Below are 17,127 nucleotides of genomic sequence, written 5' to 3'. Positions count from 1 at the left end.
TGAATTATTACTCTTAAGCCCTAGATAACATCACAACGCTAAACATCTACTCTCCCAGTACAATACGCACTTTGGTTTCAGTATTGACCCTGATTGCATCCTTAAAATAGGCAGCTAACTCCGCAGTATTGTTCGCATCAAACACGGTGCCATTACTACCCGCACATTGCCGGAATTGCTTAATCCGTGTTGCCGATACCCCAAAACCGATGAAACTGACTTCAATATTAAGGTTTTGCTGAATCTCATAGCACAAACCAGCACGCATTAAGTCATTGAAATAATCTTGTCGACTATCACTACCATCGGTAAACAAGATCAAGCGCTGAGTCAGCGAGGTTGACTGTACGGGTGTAACATTCCACTCTTTTTGCCACTCCTCAGTCAAGGTGCGAACACCCCAAATAAACCCTTGATAAGAAGCAGTACTCCCACCAGTTGTTTCTAATAATTCAACATAGCGAATGACATTATCAAGATCGTTTGTCAGTGGTAAAATAAATGAGGTTTCGCTACAACGATCTAAAAAACGATCCGGTGTTACTTCATTAAAATCCAATTTTTTAGAAGGATAATTTAACGACTGCACGGTTTTATCTGCATCTAAATTTCCGTTTGTATACACCAGACTATCCACACATTTAGGACTGTCTTCAGAACTAAGTAACCAAGGCGCACCGGTCACACCAACACCCGTTTGAAAAGGCACAATAGAAAATCGAACCTGATTACTATTTGGATCAATATCGTTAATCACATCAGTAATGATTTTTTTTAATTCAGGTAAATCCCGTGACATCGAACCTGATATATCTAGAACGAGGGAGAAATCTACCGGGTCTTGAATCACATTCACATTACGGATCAATTTAGAGCGTGACAGACTGTTTGACTTCATCTCGACACTACCTTTAATATCAACGGCTAGTGATTCCAGCATCGCCGGTTTAAAGCGATATTGCGCCTTAATCTGACAGCCATTCTTGCTATTGAGGCTGACACTTTTATTCAGTACCGGTAGCACGAAATTGGGCCTGTAGTATTCCAAAATATTCTCTGTCACCTCAGTATTGTTACTTTGCTGATAAGCACAGGCAAGCACAGCTGAATCAGTCGCTTGTCCCGCACGAATAACAACTTGACTATACATAGAAAAAAATACAGTCATGGCTAATAAGCTCACTATCGCTGGCAGCATAAAAGCAAAGGTTAACGTGATCGCGCCGCGTTGACTTTGTATAAAACTCATAGTGATCGCCCTATTAATAACGCTGAACTCTGATAATAACGGTCGTTAAAATTGCGAATTAACAAAGGCGTTAAATTGCCTGCAATGCTATTTATGCCTTTAATACAAACAGTGACTTGGAATATTTCGGCATGTTGGCCCGCATTGAAGCCTTGAATCGAGCCAATTGGAGACAAATCCGTTAAGGACAATAACTGCGGCCTCGATAAGCATGCCGCCCCAGCATTAATATCGTGTAACCTTGGTTTCTGTGTTGCTGCATCAAATACCACTTGTTCAACATGGATCCCCAGTTCTGCTGTGGATTTTGAAATCAACGTATTAAAACGACGTTGCGCAACCTGCAGTAAAAACTCAGTTAAGGCGGTTGAAATGACTCCGGATGTCGATGATTTAGAGGCCGAAATCAGCATGGCATTGTCACACTGCTCACACGCCACGATAGACGTGAGTGAATATGCCAAATTATCAAGTTTATTTTTTTGGCTAATAGCTTGATTTATATTCACTATAAACAAGACCAAAACCACCATAACAAATGTGATAACGGGTAATTCGATCACACTACTGCCACGCTGTCCCGTACGCATACCCCATTTAATTCCCATGGCTGGCCCCCCGCTCTAACGTCACTAAAATCGTACGATTAAAACTCGTTAAACGCTTAAAGCTATCAATCTGACTAGGCATAAATAAAGCTTGGTAAGGATAAACCAGCGTGAACTCAGCAAAATCCTGATTCTGAAAACCGTCTAACCCCGAGCCATTAGCAAGCGCCGTCAAAGAATCGAAGTAACGCGCTTTAACAGTCATCTTACTGCTATTCAATAAAGGTAAATGCTGTTCAGACAAGGTCCGCTTTAATTCCCCCGTCAGATCTTGACCTGCCTTCGTCACGACTAATTGTCGAGTCGCAGAAACCAACGCGACATCGATAACACTCCCCACCATCATAAAACGGCTAATTTCGATAAGCGCTAACAACAATACAAAAAAGGGTAAAATACTTACCGCGAATTCAATGCTGACACTGCCTTTCTGACGGTGTTTTGTTTGACTAGACTTCATTGTCTTACCAAAGTTAATCGCGTTACTAACACTCATGGCTTAACCAGCTGTAACTCTTGTTGCTGCTGTAATTGTTGGTAATAAGCGGTGTTACTTTCCAGTTCAGCTTTAGTCAGATCTTGTTTTGCAATGGTTTTAGCTGCTTCAACATCCCCTTTCATGGCAAATGCGAGTGCTAAATTCTGACGACTCTTTGATGTTGAACTGCCGCGTAAATAATGCGAATAAAGTACATTAATACCTTGCTCTGGTTGACCGTCTAAAATCCAAGCTAAGGCTAAGTTATTACGATACTCTAGATTTTCAGGCTCGTTGGCTAACGCGCGAATAAAGGCAGTTCTTGCTGGGCTATAATCTTTAAATAATGCGTAATTAATACCGAGGCTGTTTAATGTTTTCGCATCATTAGGTAATAACTCTACTGCTTGTTTTAAATCCACTAATGAGAGTTTAACTTGCCCTAACCCTTGTTTTGCATTGCCCTTTTCACGTAATATTTGGCCACGAGTTTCATCCGATTTAGGCGATTCATTCGATTCAGACCTTTCACTGGATAACAGAGACTGCGCTTTATTAAGGTAATGCAAGGCTAAATCAAACTCAGACATTTGGTTGTAAGCAGTTCCTAAAGCCAATAACAACGAAATATCCGTTGGCTGTAGTTTAAGTTGCTCGCGATAGATAGTAATCGCGCTTTCTGGTCGGCCACTTTCAAGCGCAAGTTGCGCGAGTCCACGGTCGTTTTTCATCTCTTCAGTGACATTAGCTTGGTGAGAGCTACACCCGGCCAACGTCAGGACGCAGCAGGCTAACAGCCATTTTAGTAAAAAAGACGTCATCATAATCCTCCTATGCTGTCTAATAAAACGAGAATCGTTGGCGCAACGATCAGTACGACCACAGGTAACATAATTAAAAGCACCACAGGTAATGACATTTTCGCTGGAATTTTTCCGACTCTCTCCTCTAAACGAAGGTACTGATATTGACGGCTATCACTGGCTATCAAACGCATCGTTGGGGCAATCTTACTGCCGTATTTTTCAGCCTGAGACAATGCAATGACCATATTTTCAACTTCAACTAAGTCAGTCCGTTTGGCTAAGTTATCCAGTGCGGTTAAACGAGAGTCTAATAATCTTAATTCCGCTTCGGTAATTAGCCATTCACGAGATAACTCAGGTGCAACAGCCGCCATTTCATGACCAACGCGTTGAAATACAGCTTCTAACGTTAAACCCGATTCAACACAAATCACCATCAAATCTAATGCATCAGGTAACGCCAGAGCAACACGATAATTGACTGTACGTGCCCGCCACTTCAACCAATGTTCGGCAAGTAAACCGCCTGAAATAGCGAAGACTAACGTTTTGGCTAACACAAATTTATCCAAGTCAAAATCGACATACCATTGCCAAGCCAATCCACTGATTACCATCAAGCTTAATTTACTCACCAAAAAATACGCACCCGCTCGAGAATCATGAAAGCCTGCTTTAACCAATAATATCGCGATATCTGGCGCGACGGTTAAACGCTGCCATAAGCTTGATGTTGACTCCGTGTTAAGTGAACGAGACAGGTCACTATTTTGTTTAATCGATACCAATGCAAGACGCTGCAACAGCAACTCTCGGCGTTGAGCTTGACCATTAAATATCAACGCCATCACCGCGCCACTGATGAGCAACACGACTGCGATCCATAAAGATAAAGTCATTAAGCGCGCACCTTAGTTAACAAATGAATGACAGCTAAACCAAGCGCCATACTGGTCACTACATACCCCAACACTAAATGACCACTGGCACTTTGGGTTAAGGTAATAAAAGCACTTGGATTTTTGAAAAACATAACAGCAATCAGTATTACCGGTAAGCTTGCTAAAATTGCCGCCGTCATGCGAGGCTCAGCCGTTAAACTTTTGATCTTCATTTTAATCGCGGCATTGTCATGCACAGTACGACTCAAACTATGTAATACTTCACGAAGCTGACCACCGTTCTCTTCATTTAAGATCAGCGCGACACGAAAGAAGTGAAAGCTAACATAAGGTAAACGGATACTGGCTTGATCCAGCGCTTGCTTTAAACCAATACCAATTTCTAACCTATCGCGGATCAAACTAAACTCTCGGCCTAACATCCCCTGCTGATAATCAGCAATTTGCGCAATGGCTTGTGGTACAGAAATACCCGCCGATACAGCACGGGACATCTGCCCTAATACTTGGGTAAAGGCGGCTTCAAATTCACGATGTTGACGCACTCGCATCAGCCAATAACTCGCCCCAGCAATGCCAATAACAGAAATTACAACAATCATCATTCTCATCAAGGGTGAGAAAAATGGCATGAAAAACCAAGTTACCAGGGCCGCAGAAACTAAGGTTATCAATAACCAACGTTTAGACTGACGATCAAACAGCGAATCAATGCGCGACTGTATCTGCGACCAGTATTGCAGCAAAAAACCTGTTTTCTGCTGCCAAATAAACAAGGCTGAAGTTGTTGTATTCACGGTTGAATCAACTACGGAGACTAAATTTAGTCGACGCTTTAATATCATTCGTTGTCGCTGGTATTGCAGTACTTTATAACTGCTTAATAGGAACACTAAAAATAATAACGAACCAATAATGACCTGCATTATCGCACCCCTAGCGCTTGCTTTAACTGCGATTCAAGTTGGTAATAACGCGCTTTTTCACTAAATCTCGGTAATATTTTTGCCGATAAAAATTGCCCAACAATATCACCATGAGCATCCGTGTGTTGATAATCAAAATGAAATAAATCATGGGTAAGATATTGATCACCTTCAAGACCAACAATTTCGGTAATATTAACAATGCGGCGTTTACCATCTCTCATACGCTCCACTTGCACAATGACATCTAAGGTACTGGCAATTTGACGACGTAAAGCCGATACAGGTAAATTAACTTCTGCCATCAATAACATATTTTCTAACCGAATTAAGGCATCATGTGGGGAGTTCGCGTGAAGCGTTGACATCGAACCATCATGACCCGTGTTCATCGCTTGCATCATATCAAACGCTTCAGCACCACGAACCTCACCTAGAATAATACGATCAGGACGCATTCGTAGCGCATTACGTAACAGCTCACGTTGACCAATTGCAGGCGCACCTTCGACACTCGAAGGGCGCGTTTCGATACTCACAACATGGGGTTGTTGCAGCTTTAATTCTGCCGCATCTTCAATCGTAATAATGCGTTCGTCTGGTGATATGCCAAATGACAGCGCATTCAACAACGTCGTTTTACCTGCGCCAGTACCACCAGAAATCAATACATTAATGCGTGAACGGGCAATAATATTAAGTACACTCGCCATTTCTGTCGACATCGCACCCAACGCCGAAAGTTGCTCTAAGCTGTGCTTTTTTTCATTAAATTTACGAATCGAAATACACGTACCATTTAATGCCAACGGTGGAATAAGTACATTCACACGGCTACCATTTGGCAAACGAGCATCGACCATCGGCGTTGTTTCATCGACACGACGACCAATTCGGCTCACTATCCGTCTCGCCAAGTTCAATACATGCTCTTCATCGCGAAAACTGACATCAGCTCGCTTCACTTTACCCCGCAGCTCAATGAAGACTTCTTTATGCCCATTGACCATGATATCGGTGATTTCAGGATCGTCCATCAGCACCTGCAAAGGACCAAGACCAAGCATTTCATCGACAAGGCGCTGACTAATATTGCGTTGTTCGATACCGCCAATTGGAAATTGCTGACGTGCTGCAATGCTTCCAACCGCTTCAAATGTGCGTTCCTCAAGCTCTTCCGGACTTAAGGTGACAACGACAGATGGCGCAATAATCGCCATAATCTCTTGCTGAATAGTGCGAAAACGCTGTTCTTCAATATTGCTTGTCGAAGACACATCCGCAATCGGCACTGATAATGATTGTGTCGTAGATGATGTTTCAGATTGCGTAGCTGTCGTTACATTAACTCCAAACATTACGCCCCCTTAAGCCAGCTAAACAAGCGTGATTTAGACACTTTAGGCTCGCCACTGACTAGACTTACTAATTTTTTCAGTGCTTTAGCATTTCGGCCTTTTTGATTAATAGCCAACACACCCAATGCGTTACCTCCTCGCATGTCTGCTGGCGAATAAGGAATTTCCACATCGAACTTTCGACTTAGCGTCGATGCTACATCATTCGCTGTAATCAGAGACAGAGCCTCAGGTTTAGTATGATTAAGCACCACTAACGTCCGTGTTGACGATGATTGCTCTAATTTAGCCAACAACTGGTTAGTACTACGAATAGACGCCAATGTTGGCTCAACGATAACCACACGAATATCACTGCTATTTAGCGTGTCAAAACCGACTTTATCGCGTAGACAAAACGCCGGGACATCCCACAACAAATGTGTAGCTTGCTGCAGACAGAAGCGAGACACTTTTTGCATACTGAGCACATCTGGCCAAAAGTGTTGTTCAAAACCAGATTGATAGCCAGTAAACACATATAAATCATCATTTACCTTAAGACCGCTGCGCTGATAGATAACGGGTTCTAGGCAGTCAGGAAATTGCAGCATTTCTACTAATGCATTGTTTGCCTGCACACTAAATTGCAGATCCAAATCGCCAGTTATAAAGTCCAGATCCGTACAAGCAACATTCATCCCTTGCTGCTGTGATAAACCCCAAGCAATATTCGCTAATAAAGACGTTGTTCCAGCGCCACCTTTGGCACTAACTACCGTAATTTGACTACCACGAGGTTTACTATCTAGGGTATGCTCATTCGCCATTTGATTAGACATATTCACAATTATTGACCTCCTAAACTAGCAGCGACGCTACTCTTTTTATCTTTCTCTTGGTTATTACTCGCAACAGGCTGATAATAAGCTTCAACAGTGGCAACCGCTTTGCGTCCATCCGTCGCGTCGAGAGTACGTCCCACAATTAAATCACGTGGTGTTGCGACCATTTGCGCCAACGCACTGGTGTTAGCACAACCAAAGTTATCGCTGCTTCTAAATGCATTTAGCACTATATGTTTAGCTTTACCCGCCTGGCAACTTGGAACAATACTGCGGTAAGATTCAACAACTATCGCAACATCCGCGATTGAAGACGACTCGCTAAATTGACTCGAAACCTGAGATGGATAAATACCAGTCTGTTTCAAAATTGCGATTAACTCGGGTACTGCTTTATTACCTTTATCGCTATAACTATCAATTCTGACCCGCAGTGCCGAAAGTTCGCCTCGTTGATAAATAAACTCAATAAGCGCCGCTTTATCACTTTCATTCAGCTTTTCAGAATCTAGCTGTATCGCTATTTTATGCGTTACAGCTTCTACTTTTACGTGTGGTTGTCGTTGCACAGAGTTACTCGAACAAGCACTCAACAAACCACAAACGATTAATATCAAAAATATCCGCATAACTACCTCAGTAATAAAATCCATTATCGCCAAGCAGTCGCGGCTGGCGATTGTTAGTGCGACTTTCATTGTCTGTTGAATTTGTGACATCCCTTGATACTGGCCACGCTAATAAACGCTCAACATCACTCATCGGGATCAAGCCATCTGTTGGTAAGGGTAACGAGTCTGCACGGGTTGGTTGCACAAGATACGCCGTGGCAATAATAATTAACTCCGTCTCTTCGCGCTGAAAACTCGTTGAACGGAACAGTGCTCCTAACACGGGAATATCACCCAGTAATGGCATCTTTTGTAACTGTTCAATATCTTTTGATTGCAACAATCCACCCAAAGCAAAACTTTGACCACTTGCCAGCTCGACGGTGGTGGACGCTTGACGACTGACAAAAGTAGGCAGTGATGATCCTCCAATTTGGATACTGGTTTCTGAAGACACAGAACTCACCTCAGAGAACACTTGCAGACTGATTTGATTAGCACTTAATACTATTGGTTTAAAATCTAGTTTCACACCAAACTTTTTATATTCAATTGATGCGGTATCACCGTAAACCAAAGGTATTGGGATCTCGCCACCGACTAAGAACGAAGCTTCTTCGCCACTCATTGCCGTTAAGTTTGGTTCTGCTAATACCGACATCATACCGTTCGTTGCTAATGCATCGACAATCACAGAAAGATCTGCCCAACCCGCTGGATTTAGCCCACCGATATTACCGCCAGAGCTATCTAGAAAAGAAAACGTACCCGTACCAAAGCCTTGCGAACCCCACTTAATGCCCAACTTATTGGATACTTTACGTGACACTTCCGCTATCCTGATTCGTAAATTTACTTGATTAGGCATGGTAACCTGCAGCTGATTAATTAACTCATCCTTATCAATCTTGTTCTCTGCCGATTTATCTTTATTATCTGAACCTGTTGAATTCTGCGTGTTACTGCCTTCCTTACTATCACTGGACTCTGTGTTAGCTAGTGCTGACACATACCCTTCGGATAAACGCACTATCTTTTCTGCCATGCTCGGTGTTGGAACTTGTCCTTTCAAGAACAACTTACCAGCAGTCGATTCTGCGTTAAATATCGCATCAGGAAACTCGTTATGAATCAGCGCATTAAGCTCTATTACATTGTGGTTAACCTTAACGGTTGCAGAATAAATAACGTTTTCTTTCGCATCAAGGACATACAAAGACGTGCTACCGGTCTTTTTACCAAACACCATAATTTTGGTATTCGTTAACGTTTGGTAATCCGCAATGCCATTGCTGGCAATAAAGATAGATTTCGCTGTTTTCGGTAATACCACCAAGCGGGCTTTATTCAATACCACATCTAACGTTTGTGCTTGCAACAGAGTACTAAGCAGTAATAACGACAATGCACTCACTAATTGTTTAATCATTTTCGTTTCCTGCATTGCTCATCACTCGTTTATCTTTAGCACGAAATTCAATTAAGCCGATATCCGGTTGCACTTGCTTAATTGCAGGCAAAATATCATCGACATGAATTGCTGGAATCACAGCGATATCAGTTTTGTTACTGTTTTTACTGCGTAAGACCATCGACAATGTGCCAAGTTGATTAGCTAAGGTGATTTGATTGGCTTGTACGGGTGACACTTCTAACGTCACCGTACTGTTATCAGGAATCACACCTTTGCTATTCTTTTGTTTTTCTATATAACGCGAGATCTGTACCGCGTCATTAAATGCCAATACTCGAACATTCTGAGCGATAGTTTTCACATATAAACTTTGAGTTTCATTACCACGAGAGCGTAACTCTTGCGCTTTTGACGCAAGCAGTAACACATCAACGTGATCACCCGGACCAATTAACCCCGAATTCGCAGTTACTTCATCAACAGGGATTGATACCGCGCGATAATTTGGACGTAACATCAGGGATAAAAAACCACCTTGCTCTGGTTTTAAGAAATCCGACGGACTGAGTATTTTCCCCGTAATAAAATCACCCGCGGCGACCGTGTTCTCTAAACGATCCATAGAAAAATTGGCTTTATCAATAAAATCGATACGATCACGTACACTCGCTTCCTCTACTGTTTTCCAAGCAAATAACGAAGCACGATAAGGACTACCGATAACTACTTTTTGTGCCGCTACCAAGACTTCATAAGTTTTTACCATGTTCTGTCTCGTGGTGCTTTTTACTGGTGCAGCCAAACTGAAGAACAGCCAAATTAACCCCAATAACGACAGACAAACAGAAAAGTAAACTAAACGTTTTGCATTCATAATTATTACTTCTATCTAATACGGTAAAACGTAATCACGCTAAATTAACGTGTATCATTCGCCGCCATTCACAGTTTCAAGTTTGCTAATCACAGACTCATAAGTAGTATTTATTGCGTTAGTCAGGTCGCCATCGGTACCTAAAAATTGCAACATAATTAATGACATTGCAGCCGCTAAAATTGCATATTCAATTGCCGCTGCACCGCGTTGTTTTTGTTTATTGTTTTTCATTTTTTATCTCTATTATTTTTATGGTGACGTTAACAAATAGGCTATTAGCTGCAACCAACAGCCTATTTATAAACAATTAATGAATTGATTAATCGACAGACATCAAACGATATACATATTGGCCTGAATAAGAATTGGATTTATTTACATCCGAGGTTGATTCGGTGACCATATTGAGACATTTTTGACGTTCATATTGCGCAGAATCTGCTGTTACATAGCAAAGTTGTGAATCGTACTTTTCGACAGTATTTTGACGAAATACGCTATCATTCATAGGCAAGAGCATTTCTAATTGAGCTAAGCTTGGTACTTGCCAGTTACTCTTATTACATAACTTTTCAGTATTACGCTGCGCGACCTCAGCTAATACAGTGCCAGCATCCAAGTTAGACTGACCATAATATTTAGCTCTTGTTGCAAGATCAGCATTATCAAACAGCTGCCAAGTTTTCTTTGTTTCCGGCTGATATGCACATACAGCGGCATCAACATCAGTAGTCACAGAGCCAGCACTATCAAGTAGTTGATATGACAGTGTAATTTCACTGACTACACGCCCCTGTACGACTTTATCTTCATTACCTTGTTTTAAGGCAGAACTAGATGCTGCGGATTTGTGTTGGGTTTCATAGCGATAAATTTTTTGTTCGTCACTGTTTCTTTCTTCTTTAGTCCAATACCAAAATAGAGTTGGGTCCGGGGCACCAGATAACCAATCATTAATGTCATATTCCGGTTTTAACGCAAAGTGATGCGGGAATACGTCAACATCAATTGTTGCTTTGTTATTAACCGTTCCAGTCTCGAGTGAAGTCAACTGCCCCTTAGTTGGCAATGACCAATCATTACGTCCACATAACTGGGCAGTATTCGTTGACTCAACTAAACCACCAGCCCCCATTACACTCGCAATACCAGCTCCAGACGCATCAAATGCTAAATCATCTGCGCCATTTGGTAGCCCGTCTTTAAGCAATGTCCAAATTCGTTTACGCACAAGATCTCGGTTATCCATCACACAACGCCAGCCTTGTGCATAGGTTGTCGCGCTTGGAAGGTAGTCACCATTCATATCAAGTTTATAAAAGTGTGTTCCAACCACGGCATCTGCGGCAGCAACTTCATAACCGGCATCTGACGCACGCTTTAAGCCCGCTTCTGCGACTGTATTTAGTGCATCAGCATCTGCTGAAGTTGGTAAATCATTAAACATTACCCACAGCTTATTTAATGCTGAAAACAAGGCTGTATTATCCTCTTTCGACAATTCATCTGTTGCGGCTTTAAGATCCGCAGTAATTTTAATGTTAGCTTTAATAAAATCACTAATGGTTGAGGCCGCATCAAATAAATCTAAACTCTTAGCGTGAATAATTGCACCATCACCCGCAGCGATTAATTCATCTTGGGTGGTGTTAGCAGCAATATTTTGATCCGTTAATTGAATCAAAGCTGTTAACGCAGAGCTTACTTTCAAACCGGTGAAAAATGAGGTATGTAACGCCGTAAACTTAATGAACTCTGCATTGGCTAATGCAGTATTTTCTTTAATTTTCACTTTAATACTGTTATCAACACTTGTATCATTTTCAAGCATCGTCGAATAAAGCGCTAACAAACCAAGTCTTTCTTTATAGTTAGCTAGCTCCAATTCTAATGCATCAAATGTCGTTTTAGTCTTGGTTTCTAACGCTTGTACATCGGATAATAGTGGAGACAAAGGATTGTCAGAGAGAGCATCAACATCATTGATAATAGTAATAATGTCAGTTGAAGTCGTTTTCCATTTTCCGTCATGTAACAAGACTGAAGCTTGAATATCAGTATTTACCGTCTTGCTTTCAGCAACGATGTCTGCAATTTCGGGTAGAGTCCAGCTTTTAATCGCTTTTGCACTCTTGTAGGAGGTTGTAATCTCTTTACCTGCACTGATTTTTTTCAACGTCGCAACGTCATTTTTAGTTTCTGAAGCCCAATGCGCATCATATTGTGAATCGCTAATTAAATAGTCACTAAATGTGCTGGCTACAAAGCTAGAATCGACCAACGTTTTAGCTGTCATTTGAGTTATATCGACTAAACTCCAGTTTGGCATATTACAAAATTCAGTCTTCAATAATTTGGCTACATTACTCGCTGTCGACGTCCCGCCAGCATAAGCCCAGAATTGTGGGTTTTCACCATTTACATCGTATTCAATATAACAACCATCATCGTCAGCCTTAGACCAATTACCCGTTGATGTTAAGTCTTGCGCTTGGTTCCAAGCTTTCATTGATACAACGCGAGTCACGTAAAAATTTTCACTCGCCGCCGCGGCAAACAATACTTGACCAGCAGGATTGACTTGATTCGTGATCGCATTTCTCTTAACACGAACACCGACTTTAGTTTTATCATAAGCTTTTGGACCAACATGTTGGGGTTTACTCGTCACAGCCTGCCAGGTAACACCACCGTCATTAGTAAATTCGTAATACTCAGGTTTATCGTAACCAGCTACCCATTCCCAGCTAAAACCATTGGTTTTAATTTCATATGGATAACCTGTGTTACCAATATTGACATTGACGATATTAGGCAGAGTTGGCGCATCGATAACGATTGGTACACCCGCAGTAAATGCTTGTGTACTGATCAAAGCTGCACCAGCGGCAGTGCCAGTTGCAACATTTTCTTTAACGCGTACTTGCACTTGCCCTGCATCAATATCAACATCGCCTACCATTAGCGGCTTATCCACAACGGTTAACCAATCTCGTCCGCCTGTGAGCGAATATTCATAATAGCTCACACTATTAAAGCCACTAACAAACGTCCAATCGAACGTATTTAAAGCGTCATTTTGTAAAGGGTTGGTTGGTGCAGCAGGTCGTAACGGACCTGTATGTCCAGTATAAGGAGACGTATTAACAAGCGCGTCACTCACACTTCTGTTTGTCGCAGAGTCAGCTTTAACACGTACCTGAATCTCCCCAATAGCGTAAACAGCATCAATGGCTAACTGATGAGGATTCCCATTAACCGCTGTCCACTCTTGGTCTTGTACTTTAATTTCATAAAACTGTTTGCCATTGAAATTATTACTCCAGGTCCAACCAAACTGATCTAAATCATCATTAGTAATTGGGGTTGTAGGTGCATCAGGTTTAACAATCGGCTTCGTCGGATCTGTTGGCTTCGTCGGATCCGTTGGCTTCGTAGGATCCGTTGGCTTAGTAGGATTCGTTTGATCCGTTGATTTTGGATCCGGACTGCTATCGTTACACCCCGTCAATAATGTGCCTGCAACCACTGTCAATGCGAGCAGTGATTTGTTAACCCTTAACAACATATAACCTGTCCCTTTTTAATGTAGATTTAAATAACCTAATGAAAACTATAGTCAAACATAAAATTTCGCATATAATAACGATAATGATAGTGATTATCAATTGTATTCGATCGGTATACTCCGATAATATTCTTTAGTGAACTAAAAGTGACCATAATACGAACAATGGTTAGTATGAAATTTCAACAAGCGAAGTATTATTTTTATGCATGGAAAGTACAAACTGTCGAAAATAGCGACTATTTTAGCAAGCTGCAGCCTTGTTATTAGCTGTGGTGGTGAACAAACAAGTAAGACAACATCTGATATTTACGACTACAGTAAATTACCAATTTGCTTGGATGCAGATCGTAATAATGCGTGCGGTCAACAAGAGGAGCAAGTACCGAGCTTAAAGAGTGTTTCCAGTGCTAATACGGCACCTTACTTAATTGATAATTCGGGGTATTTTTTCACCGCGACAGCGAATGCAGCAGTAATCAGCCCATTCACAACCTTAATCCAAAATGAAGTACTGTTTAACCCGCAAGTTGCGGGTAGTGAAGAACAAGCTAAAGCACTTTTAAAGGAGATTTTTGGAACAAAATATAACATTGATTTTTATAAACTAAATGATATGCACGGTCCAAAAGAGCCCACTAAATTATTACTTGCTTCATTCAAACATGCACTGTCCTTGCAAGGTGATTCAAAAGCGTTAAAAATCTCGGCTGCTGTCGATAAAATGGTGAGCAGTCGTAATTTTGATATTACCGAAAGCTTGTCACAAGCAGATCTAGACAATAGCTATGTTAACTTGAGTAACCGCTACCTAATCCCAGGTTCTTATCCTGTAAATACTCTCTTTTCGTCCTCTCCAATTACCATGAATGAAAATACAGGTATGTTACTTGCCCTCGCCCACGGTGATAAATTATTACAAGTAGATACCACGACTGGCTCGAGTCAATTATTTACACCTACAAGTACAACACCATCACTACCGAGTATGTCGACATTTGATGATCATGATGACGACGACGATGATGATCATGATGACGACGATGATGATGACTGTGATGATGACGATTACGGTTATAAGGATCACTGTGATGGACAAACACAACTTACATCCACAATGACATTTGCAGCACAAGGCAAACATGATAAGAACGCTTATTTAATTTATCAACCGACTATTTATGGTGACAGGACTGTCAGTAAGACATGTAATAGCACGGGTAATAATGGCATTTATCTAACCGAATTAGGTAAAAATAGCAAAGCATCACCTTTATCTTCCGCACTAAGTATAGATACGTTCAGCAAAGCGTCAGGTGGAGGTGAAGTAACCCCCGTAGAACCCTCACTGCCAGATTCATCGGCCGACTGTAAAAACAACAATATCAGCAACTTAGCAGTTTCTTACAATCAAGATTGGGTCACGGCCGTATTTACAAATGGTTATGGGGGAAATGCTGAATTACAACAATTATCAAGCTCCACATTAAAGCAAACAGGTAAGCGTTATACATTATCTTCAAGTCAAGCAGACCTCATATTGAGCAAGGAGCAAAAATTATTACTGGTGTTACAAACTTCAGGAACCGCCGCAGCAGTTGTCGATGCCGAAACCTTGGGTCTGCGTGGCGAAATCATGAAGGACAACATTGATTTTGCCGCCTTCGTCAATGACGATAAATCTTTGATTGTCAGTGATAAAACTAATACCTTAAGTTGGTTTAATATCGCTCAGCCAACATCACCGAATGCGACCTTAGTATTGTCCGAAAACGTAACTAAATTAGCTTCAGATCCGACAGGTAAGTTTAGTGCCGCACTCACCAGTAAAAAAATATATCTCATTGATAATAAATCACAAACCGTTATTTATTCACAGGATTATTCGCAACGATATGTCTACGGTATGAGCATGTTAAGTAACCGTATCATTATTAGTCGTTCAGGGGCTATTGATTACATCCAATTTGATAATTTGACTGGTTCACCGATTAAAGTGGCAGAGCAGATGTTATCAAAAGACTTGCTAACTCGCTGGTCTGCCATCTCTGGCCGTTCATTAGTCGCAATGACATTAGCTGAATTATTACAAGATAGTGGTGAAGAGGATGCCATAAGTCAGCCATTTAGTGGCATTGATTTGCAATGGCTACCAACAAGCGCAACAACAATTGAAGAGGTAAAAGAAGTCGTGATCAGCGGCGTTTATCGCGATGAGCGTATTAGCTTATCTAAGGTGATATAAGTTCTGAATAAACCTATCGAACCGCCTTGCGCCTTGATAGGTTTATTCAACATTGTAGCTGTATTAGTACTTTGTTTTCATGTTATTCACTAACTGACTTAACATCGCTGATAAACGTTCAATTTTGATATTGGATAATTGTCGGTAATCAAAATAAGGGCAAACAATTAAACGCTTTGCAGTATCAATAGCAAACTCTTCATCTAACCAAATTAAGTTAGCCTCTAATTCACCGGATGCTAATAGTTGCTTGGCATAAGTACGTCCACATATAATATGAATTATCTGTTCATTAGCATCAAACAAAGGTGGGCTGAATAGCAATGCTGTTTTACTACCTGCTTGTAACAAATGTTCGTCTCGATACATTTGCCAAGTAGGCGCCCGCTGCGCAAACGAAAAATGATCCGGATTTAATGCATACAACAATTTGGCATACACGTTAAAGACTTTACGCCAGCCATTACCACATGCTTGACCTATGGCATTAACTTCTCCAGTCACCAGTGAACTAACGCTATTTATACCTTGGTACTCCAACATATTGGGAGTATTTGCTAGGTACACAGCAAAAGTAAATTTAGAACAACCAAGACCTTTGTTTGTCATCACGCACTACGCCTATATTTCTATTATTAAACAGCGCATATTATACATAGCTATAAGCAACTTAAAACACGCTTCAGCTTAACCAAGTACAGAAACACCCGAAGCTTTTATTATTGATAAAACTAAACCAACAGAGAATACCGTATTTACAACCAGAAAAATTAAAGATATCGATATCGCTAATCCATTATCACGATATTTACCGACCAAATAATTAAACACTTTCCGAATCATTGCCAGAGCAATAAAACATAAGCTCACACCAGACACAATACCGATTACTAATGGTACAACGTCACTGGTTTTATCATATATAACAAATAATAGACCTGTTACGCCTAGCCAGCCTAACCATGAAAACCACAAGTTAGCATACTTTTTGTCGAGCGCTAATTCGCCCAAATCAATCAGTATTTGAAAAAAGATAACGGCGATACTTTTATTTACTGAACGATTTCCCGAACTACTTCCAGTTCTATTTCCAGACCTACCCATAGCGACACCATCCCAAATTATAAGCAATTGTTTATAATGACTTCCTTGTGTCTAATCACAGTTGATACAACACAATTATCATCATTACATTACTTACTTATAAGCATCAAACTAAAATCTAAATGAAACAAAAATTTAATAAACTACACATCATGAA

At 41.0% G+C, this 17,127-nt stretch carries 16 protein-coding genes; 1 reads left to right on the top strand and 15 read right to left on the bottom strand.

Features of this window, described 5'->3' with window-relative positions; genetic code table 11:
• Positions 1-46 precede the first annotated feature (46 nt).
• The 13 genes from HWV03_RS08305 to HWV03_RS08245 all read right to left on the bottom strand — a co-directional run bounded on the left by HWV03_RS08305 (position 47) and on the right by HWV03_RS08245 (position 13,621).
• Positions 47-1,249: a TadE/TadG family type IV pilus assembly protein gene (locus HWV03_RS08305; protein ID WP_211679274.1), complete on the bottom strand. Its 1,203-nt coding sequence runs from the start codon at positions 1,247-1,249 to the stop codon at positions 47-49.
• On the bottom strand, positions 1,246-1,857 hold the full coding sequence (tadF, locus tag HWV03_RS08300) for a tight adherence pilus pseudopilin TadF (protein WP_211679273.1): 612 nt from the start codon (positions 1,855-1,857) through the stop codon (positions 1,246-1,248). Before tadF ends, HWV03_RS08305 begins: the two co-directional genes overlap by 4 nt.
• A complete protein-coding gene (locus HWV03_RS08295) occupies positions 1,847-2,353 on the bottom strand; it encodes a TadE/TadG family type IV pilus assembly protein (RefSeq protein ID WP_211679272.1) in 507 nt (168 codons plus the stop codon). The genes tadF and HWV03_RS08295 overlap by 11 nt, the downstream gene beginning before the upstream one ends.
• Positions 2,350-3,159 carry a tetratricopeptide repeat protein gene (locus tag HWV03_RS08290; RefSeq protein ID WP_255547123.1) on the bottom strand — a complete coding sequence of 270 codons (810 nt, stop codon included), beginning with the start codon at positions 3,157-3,159 and terminating at the stop codon, positions 2,350-2,352. The genes HWV03_RS08295 and HWV03_RS08290 overlap by 4 nt, the downstream gene beginning before the upstream one ends.
• The gene (locus HWV03_RS08285; protein WP_211679271.1) at positions 3,156-4,040 is read right to left on the bottom strand and encodes a type II secretion system F family protein; all 885 of its coding nucleotides are present in this window, start codon (positions 4,038-4,040) and stop codon (positions 3,156-3,158) included. The genes HWV03_RS08290 and HWV03_RS08285 overlap by 4 nt, the downstream gene beginning before the upstream one ends.
• Positions 4,040-4,969, bottom strand: a complete 930-nt coding sequence (locus HWV03_RS08280) for a type II secretion system F family protein (protein ID WP_211679270.1) — start codon at positions 4,967-4,969, stop codon at positions 4,040-4,042. Before HWV03_RS08280 ends, HWV03_RS08285 begins: the two co-directional genes overlap by 1 nt.
• Positions 4,969-6,327, bottom strand: a complete 1,359-nt coding sequence (locus tag HWV03_RS08275; RefSeq protein ID WP_211679269.1) for a CpaF family protein — start codon at positions 6,325-6,327, stop codon at positions 4,969-4,971. Before HWV03_RS08275 ends, HWV03_RS08280 begins: the two co-directional genes overlap by 1 nt.
• Positions 6,327-7,148 carry an AAA family ATPase gene (locus HWV03_RS08270; protein WP_255547179.1) on the bottom strand — a complete coding sequence of 274 codons (822 nt, stop codon included), beginning with the start codon at positions 7,146-7,148 and terminating at the stop codon, positions 6,327-6,329. Before HWV03_RS08270 ends, HWV03_RS08275 begins: the two co-directional genes overlap by 1 nt.
• A gap of 8 nt (positions 7,149-7,156) precedes the next feature.
• Complete coding sequence (locus HWV03_RS08265) at positions 7,157-7,780, bottom strand: CpaD family pilus assembly lipoprotein (protein ID WP_255547122.1); 624 nt, start codon at positions 7,778-7,780, stop codon at positions 7,157-7,159.
• Between the two features lie 7 nt (positions 7,781-7,787).
• Positions 7,788-9,191, bottom strand: a complete 1,404-nt coding sequence (locus HWV03_RS08260; RefSeq protein ID WP_211679267.1) for a type II and III secretion system protein family protein — start codon at positions 9,189-9,191, stop codon at positions 7,788-7,790.
• A complete protein-coding gene (gene cpaB, locus HWV03_RS08255; protein ID WP_211679266.1) occupies positions 9,184-10,050 on the bottom strand; it encodes a Flp pilus assembly protein CpaB in 867 nt (288 codons plus the stop codon). Before cpaB ends, HWV03_RS08260 begins: the two co-directional genes overlap by 8 nt.
• Before the next feature lie 54 nt (positions 10,051-10,104).
• Complete coding sequence (locus HWV03_RS08250) at positions 10,105-10,284, bottom strand: Flp family type IVb pilin (protein ID WP_211674925.1); 180 nt, start codon at positions 10,282-10,284, stop codon at positions 10,105-10,107.
• Positions 10,285-10,372: 88 nt separating this feature from the next.
• Entirely contained in the window at positions 10,373-13,621 is a 3,249-nt protein-coding gene (locus tag HWV03_RS08245; protein WP_211679265.1) for a hypothetical protein, read from the bottom strand.
• 205 nt (positions 13,622-13,826) lie between these two features.
• Here HWV03_RS08245 and HWV03_RS08240 point away from each other — a divergent pair, with 205 nt between their 5' ends.
• Positions 13,827-15,866, top strand: coding sequence for a hypothetical protein (locus HWV03_RS08240; protein ID WP_211679264.1), 2,040 nt, complete (start codon positions 13,827-13,829; stop codon positions 15,864-15,866).
• A 63-nt stretch (positions 15,867-15,929) separates the two neighbouring features.
• Here HWV03_RS08240 and HWV03_RS08235 read toward each other — a convergent pair whose 3' ends face one another.
• Together HWV03_RS08235 and HWV03_RS08230 are read right to left on the bottom strand one after the other, a co-directional pair.
• Complete coding sequence (locus tag HWV03_RS08235; protein ID WP_211675744.1) at positions 15,930-16,475, bottom strand: DUF6942 family protein; 546 nt, start codon at positions 16,473-16,475, stop codon at positions 15,930-15,932.
• 78 nt (positions 16,476-16,553) lie between these two features.
• Entirely contained in the window at positions 16,554-16,970 is a 417-nt protein-coding gene (locus tag HWV03_RS08230; RefSeq protein WP_211679263.1) for a hypothetical protein, read from the bottom strand.
• Positions 16,971-17,127: the final 157 nt, after the last annotated feature.

Source organism: Moritella sp. 36 (assembly GCF_018219415.1).
Classification (GTDB): domain Bacteria; phylum Pseudomonadota; class Gammaproteobacteria; order Enterobacterales; family Moritellaceae; genus Moritella.
The sequence above is the reverse complement of the archived record's forward strand: the minus strand, read 5'-3'. Positions and strand labels throughout refer to the sequence as shown.

Coding starts and splice junctions, on each gene's coding strand:
- HWV03_RS08305 (WP_211679274.1), bottom strand. CDS start 1,249: ATGAGTTTTATACAAAGTCAACGCGGCGCGATCACGTTAACCTTTGCT.
- tadF (WP_211679273.1), bottom strand. CDS start 1,857: ATGGGAATTAAATGGGGTATGCGTACGGGACAGCGTGGCAGTAGTGTG.
- HWV03_RS08295 (WP_211679272.1), bottom strand. CDS start 2,353: ATGAGTGTTAGTAACGCGATTAACTTTGGTAAGACAATGAAGTCTAGT.
- HWV03_RS08290 (WP_255547123.1), bottom strand. CDS start 3,159: ATGATGACGTCTTTTTTACTAAAATGGCTGTTAGCCTGCTGCGTCCTG.
- HWV03_RS08285 (WP_211679271.1), bottom strand. CDS start 4,040: ATGACTTTATCTTTATGGATCGCAGTCGTGTTGCTCATCAGTGGCGCG.
- HWV03_RS08280 (WP_211679270.1), bottom strand. CDS start 4,969: ATGCAGGTCATTATTGGTTCGTTATTATTTTTAGTGTTCCTATTAAGC.
- HWV03_RS08275 (WP_211679269.1), bottom strand. CDS start 6,327: ATGTTTGGAGTTAATGTAACGACAGCTACGCAATCTGAAACATCATCT.
- HWV03_RS08270 (WP_255547179.1), bottom strand. CDS start 7,148: ATGTCTAATCAAATGGCGAATGAGCATACCCTAGATAGTAAACCTCGT.
- HWV03_RS08265 (WP_255547122.1), bottom strand. CDS start 7,780: ATGCGGATATTTTTGATATTAATCGTTTGTGGTTTGTTGAGTGCTTGT.
- HWV03_RS08260 (WP_211679267.1), bottom strand. CDS start 9,191: ATGATTAAACAATTAGTGAGTGCATTGTCGTTATTACTGCTTAGTACT.
- cpaB (WP_211679266.1), bottom strand. CDS start 10,050: ATGAATGCAAAACGTTTAGTTTACTTTTCTGTTTGTCTGTCGTTATTG.
- HWV03_RS08250 (WP_211674925.1), bottom strand. CDS start 10,284: ATGAAAAACAATAAACAAAAACAACGCGGTGCAGCGGCAATTGAATAT.
- HWV03_RS08245 (WP_211679265.1), bottom strand. CDS start 13,621: ATGTTGTTAAGGGTTAACAAATCACTGCTCGCATTGACAGTGGTTGCA.
- HWV03_RS08240 (WP_211679264.1), top strand. CDS start 13,827: ATGCATGGAAAGTACAAACTGTCGAAAATAGCGACTATTTTAGCAAGC.
- HWV03_RS08235 (WP_211675744.1), bottom strand. CDS start 16,475: ATGACAAACAAAGGTCTTGGTTGTTCTAAATTTACTTTTGCTGTGTAC.
- HWV03_RS08230 (WP_211679263.1), bottom strand. CDS start 16,970: ATGGGTAGGTCTGGAAATAGAACTGGAAGTAGTTCGGGAAATCGTTCA.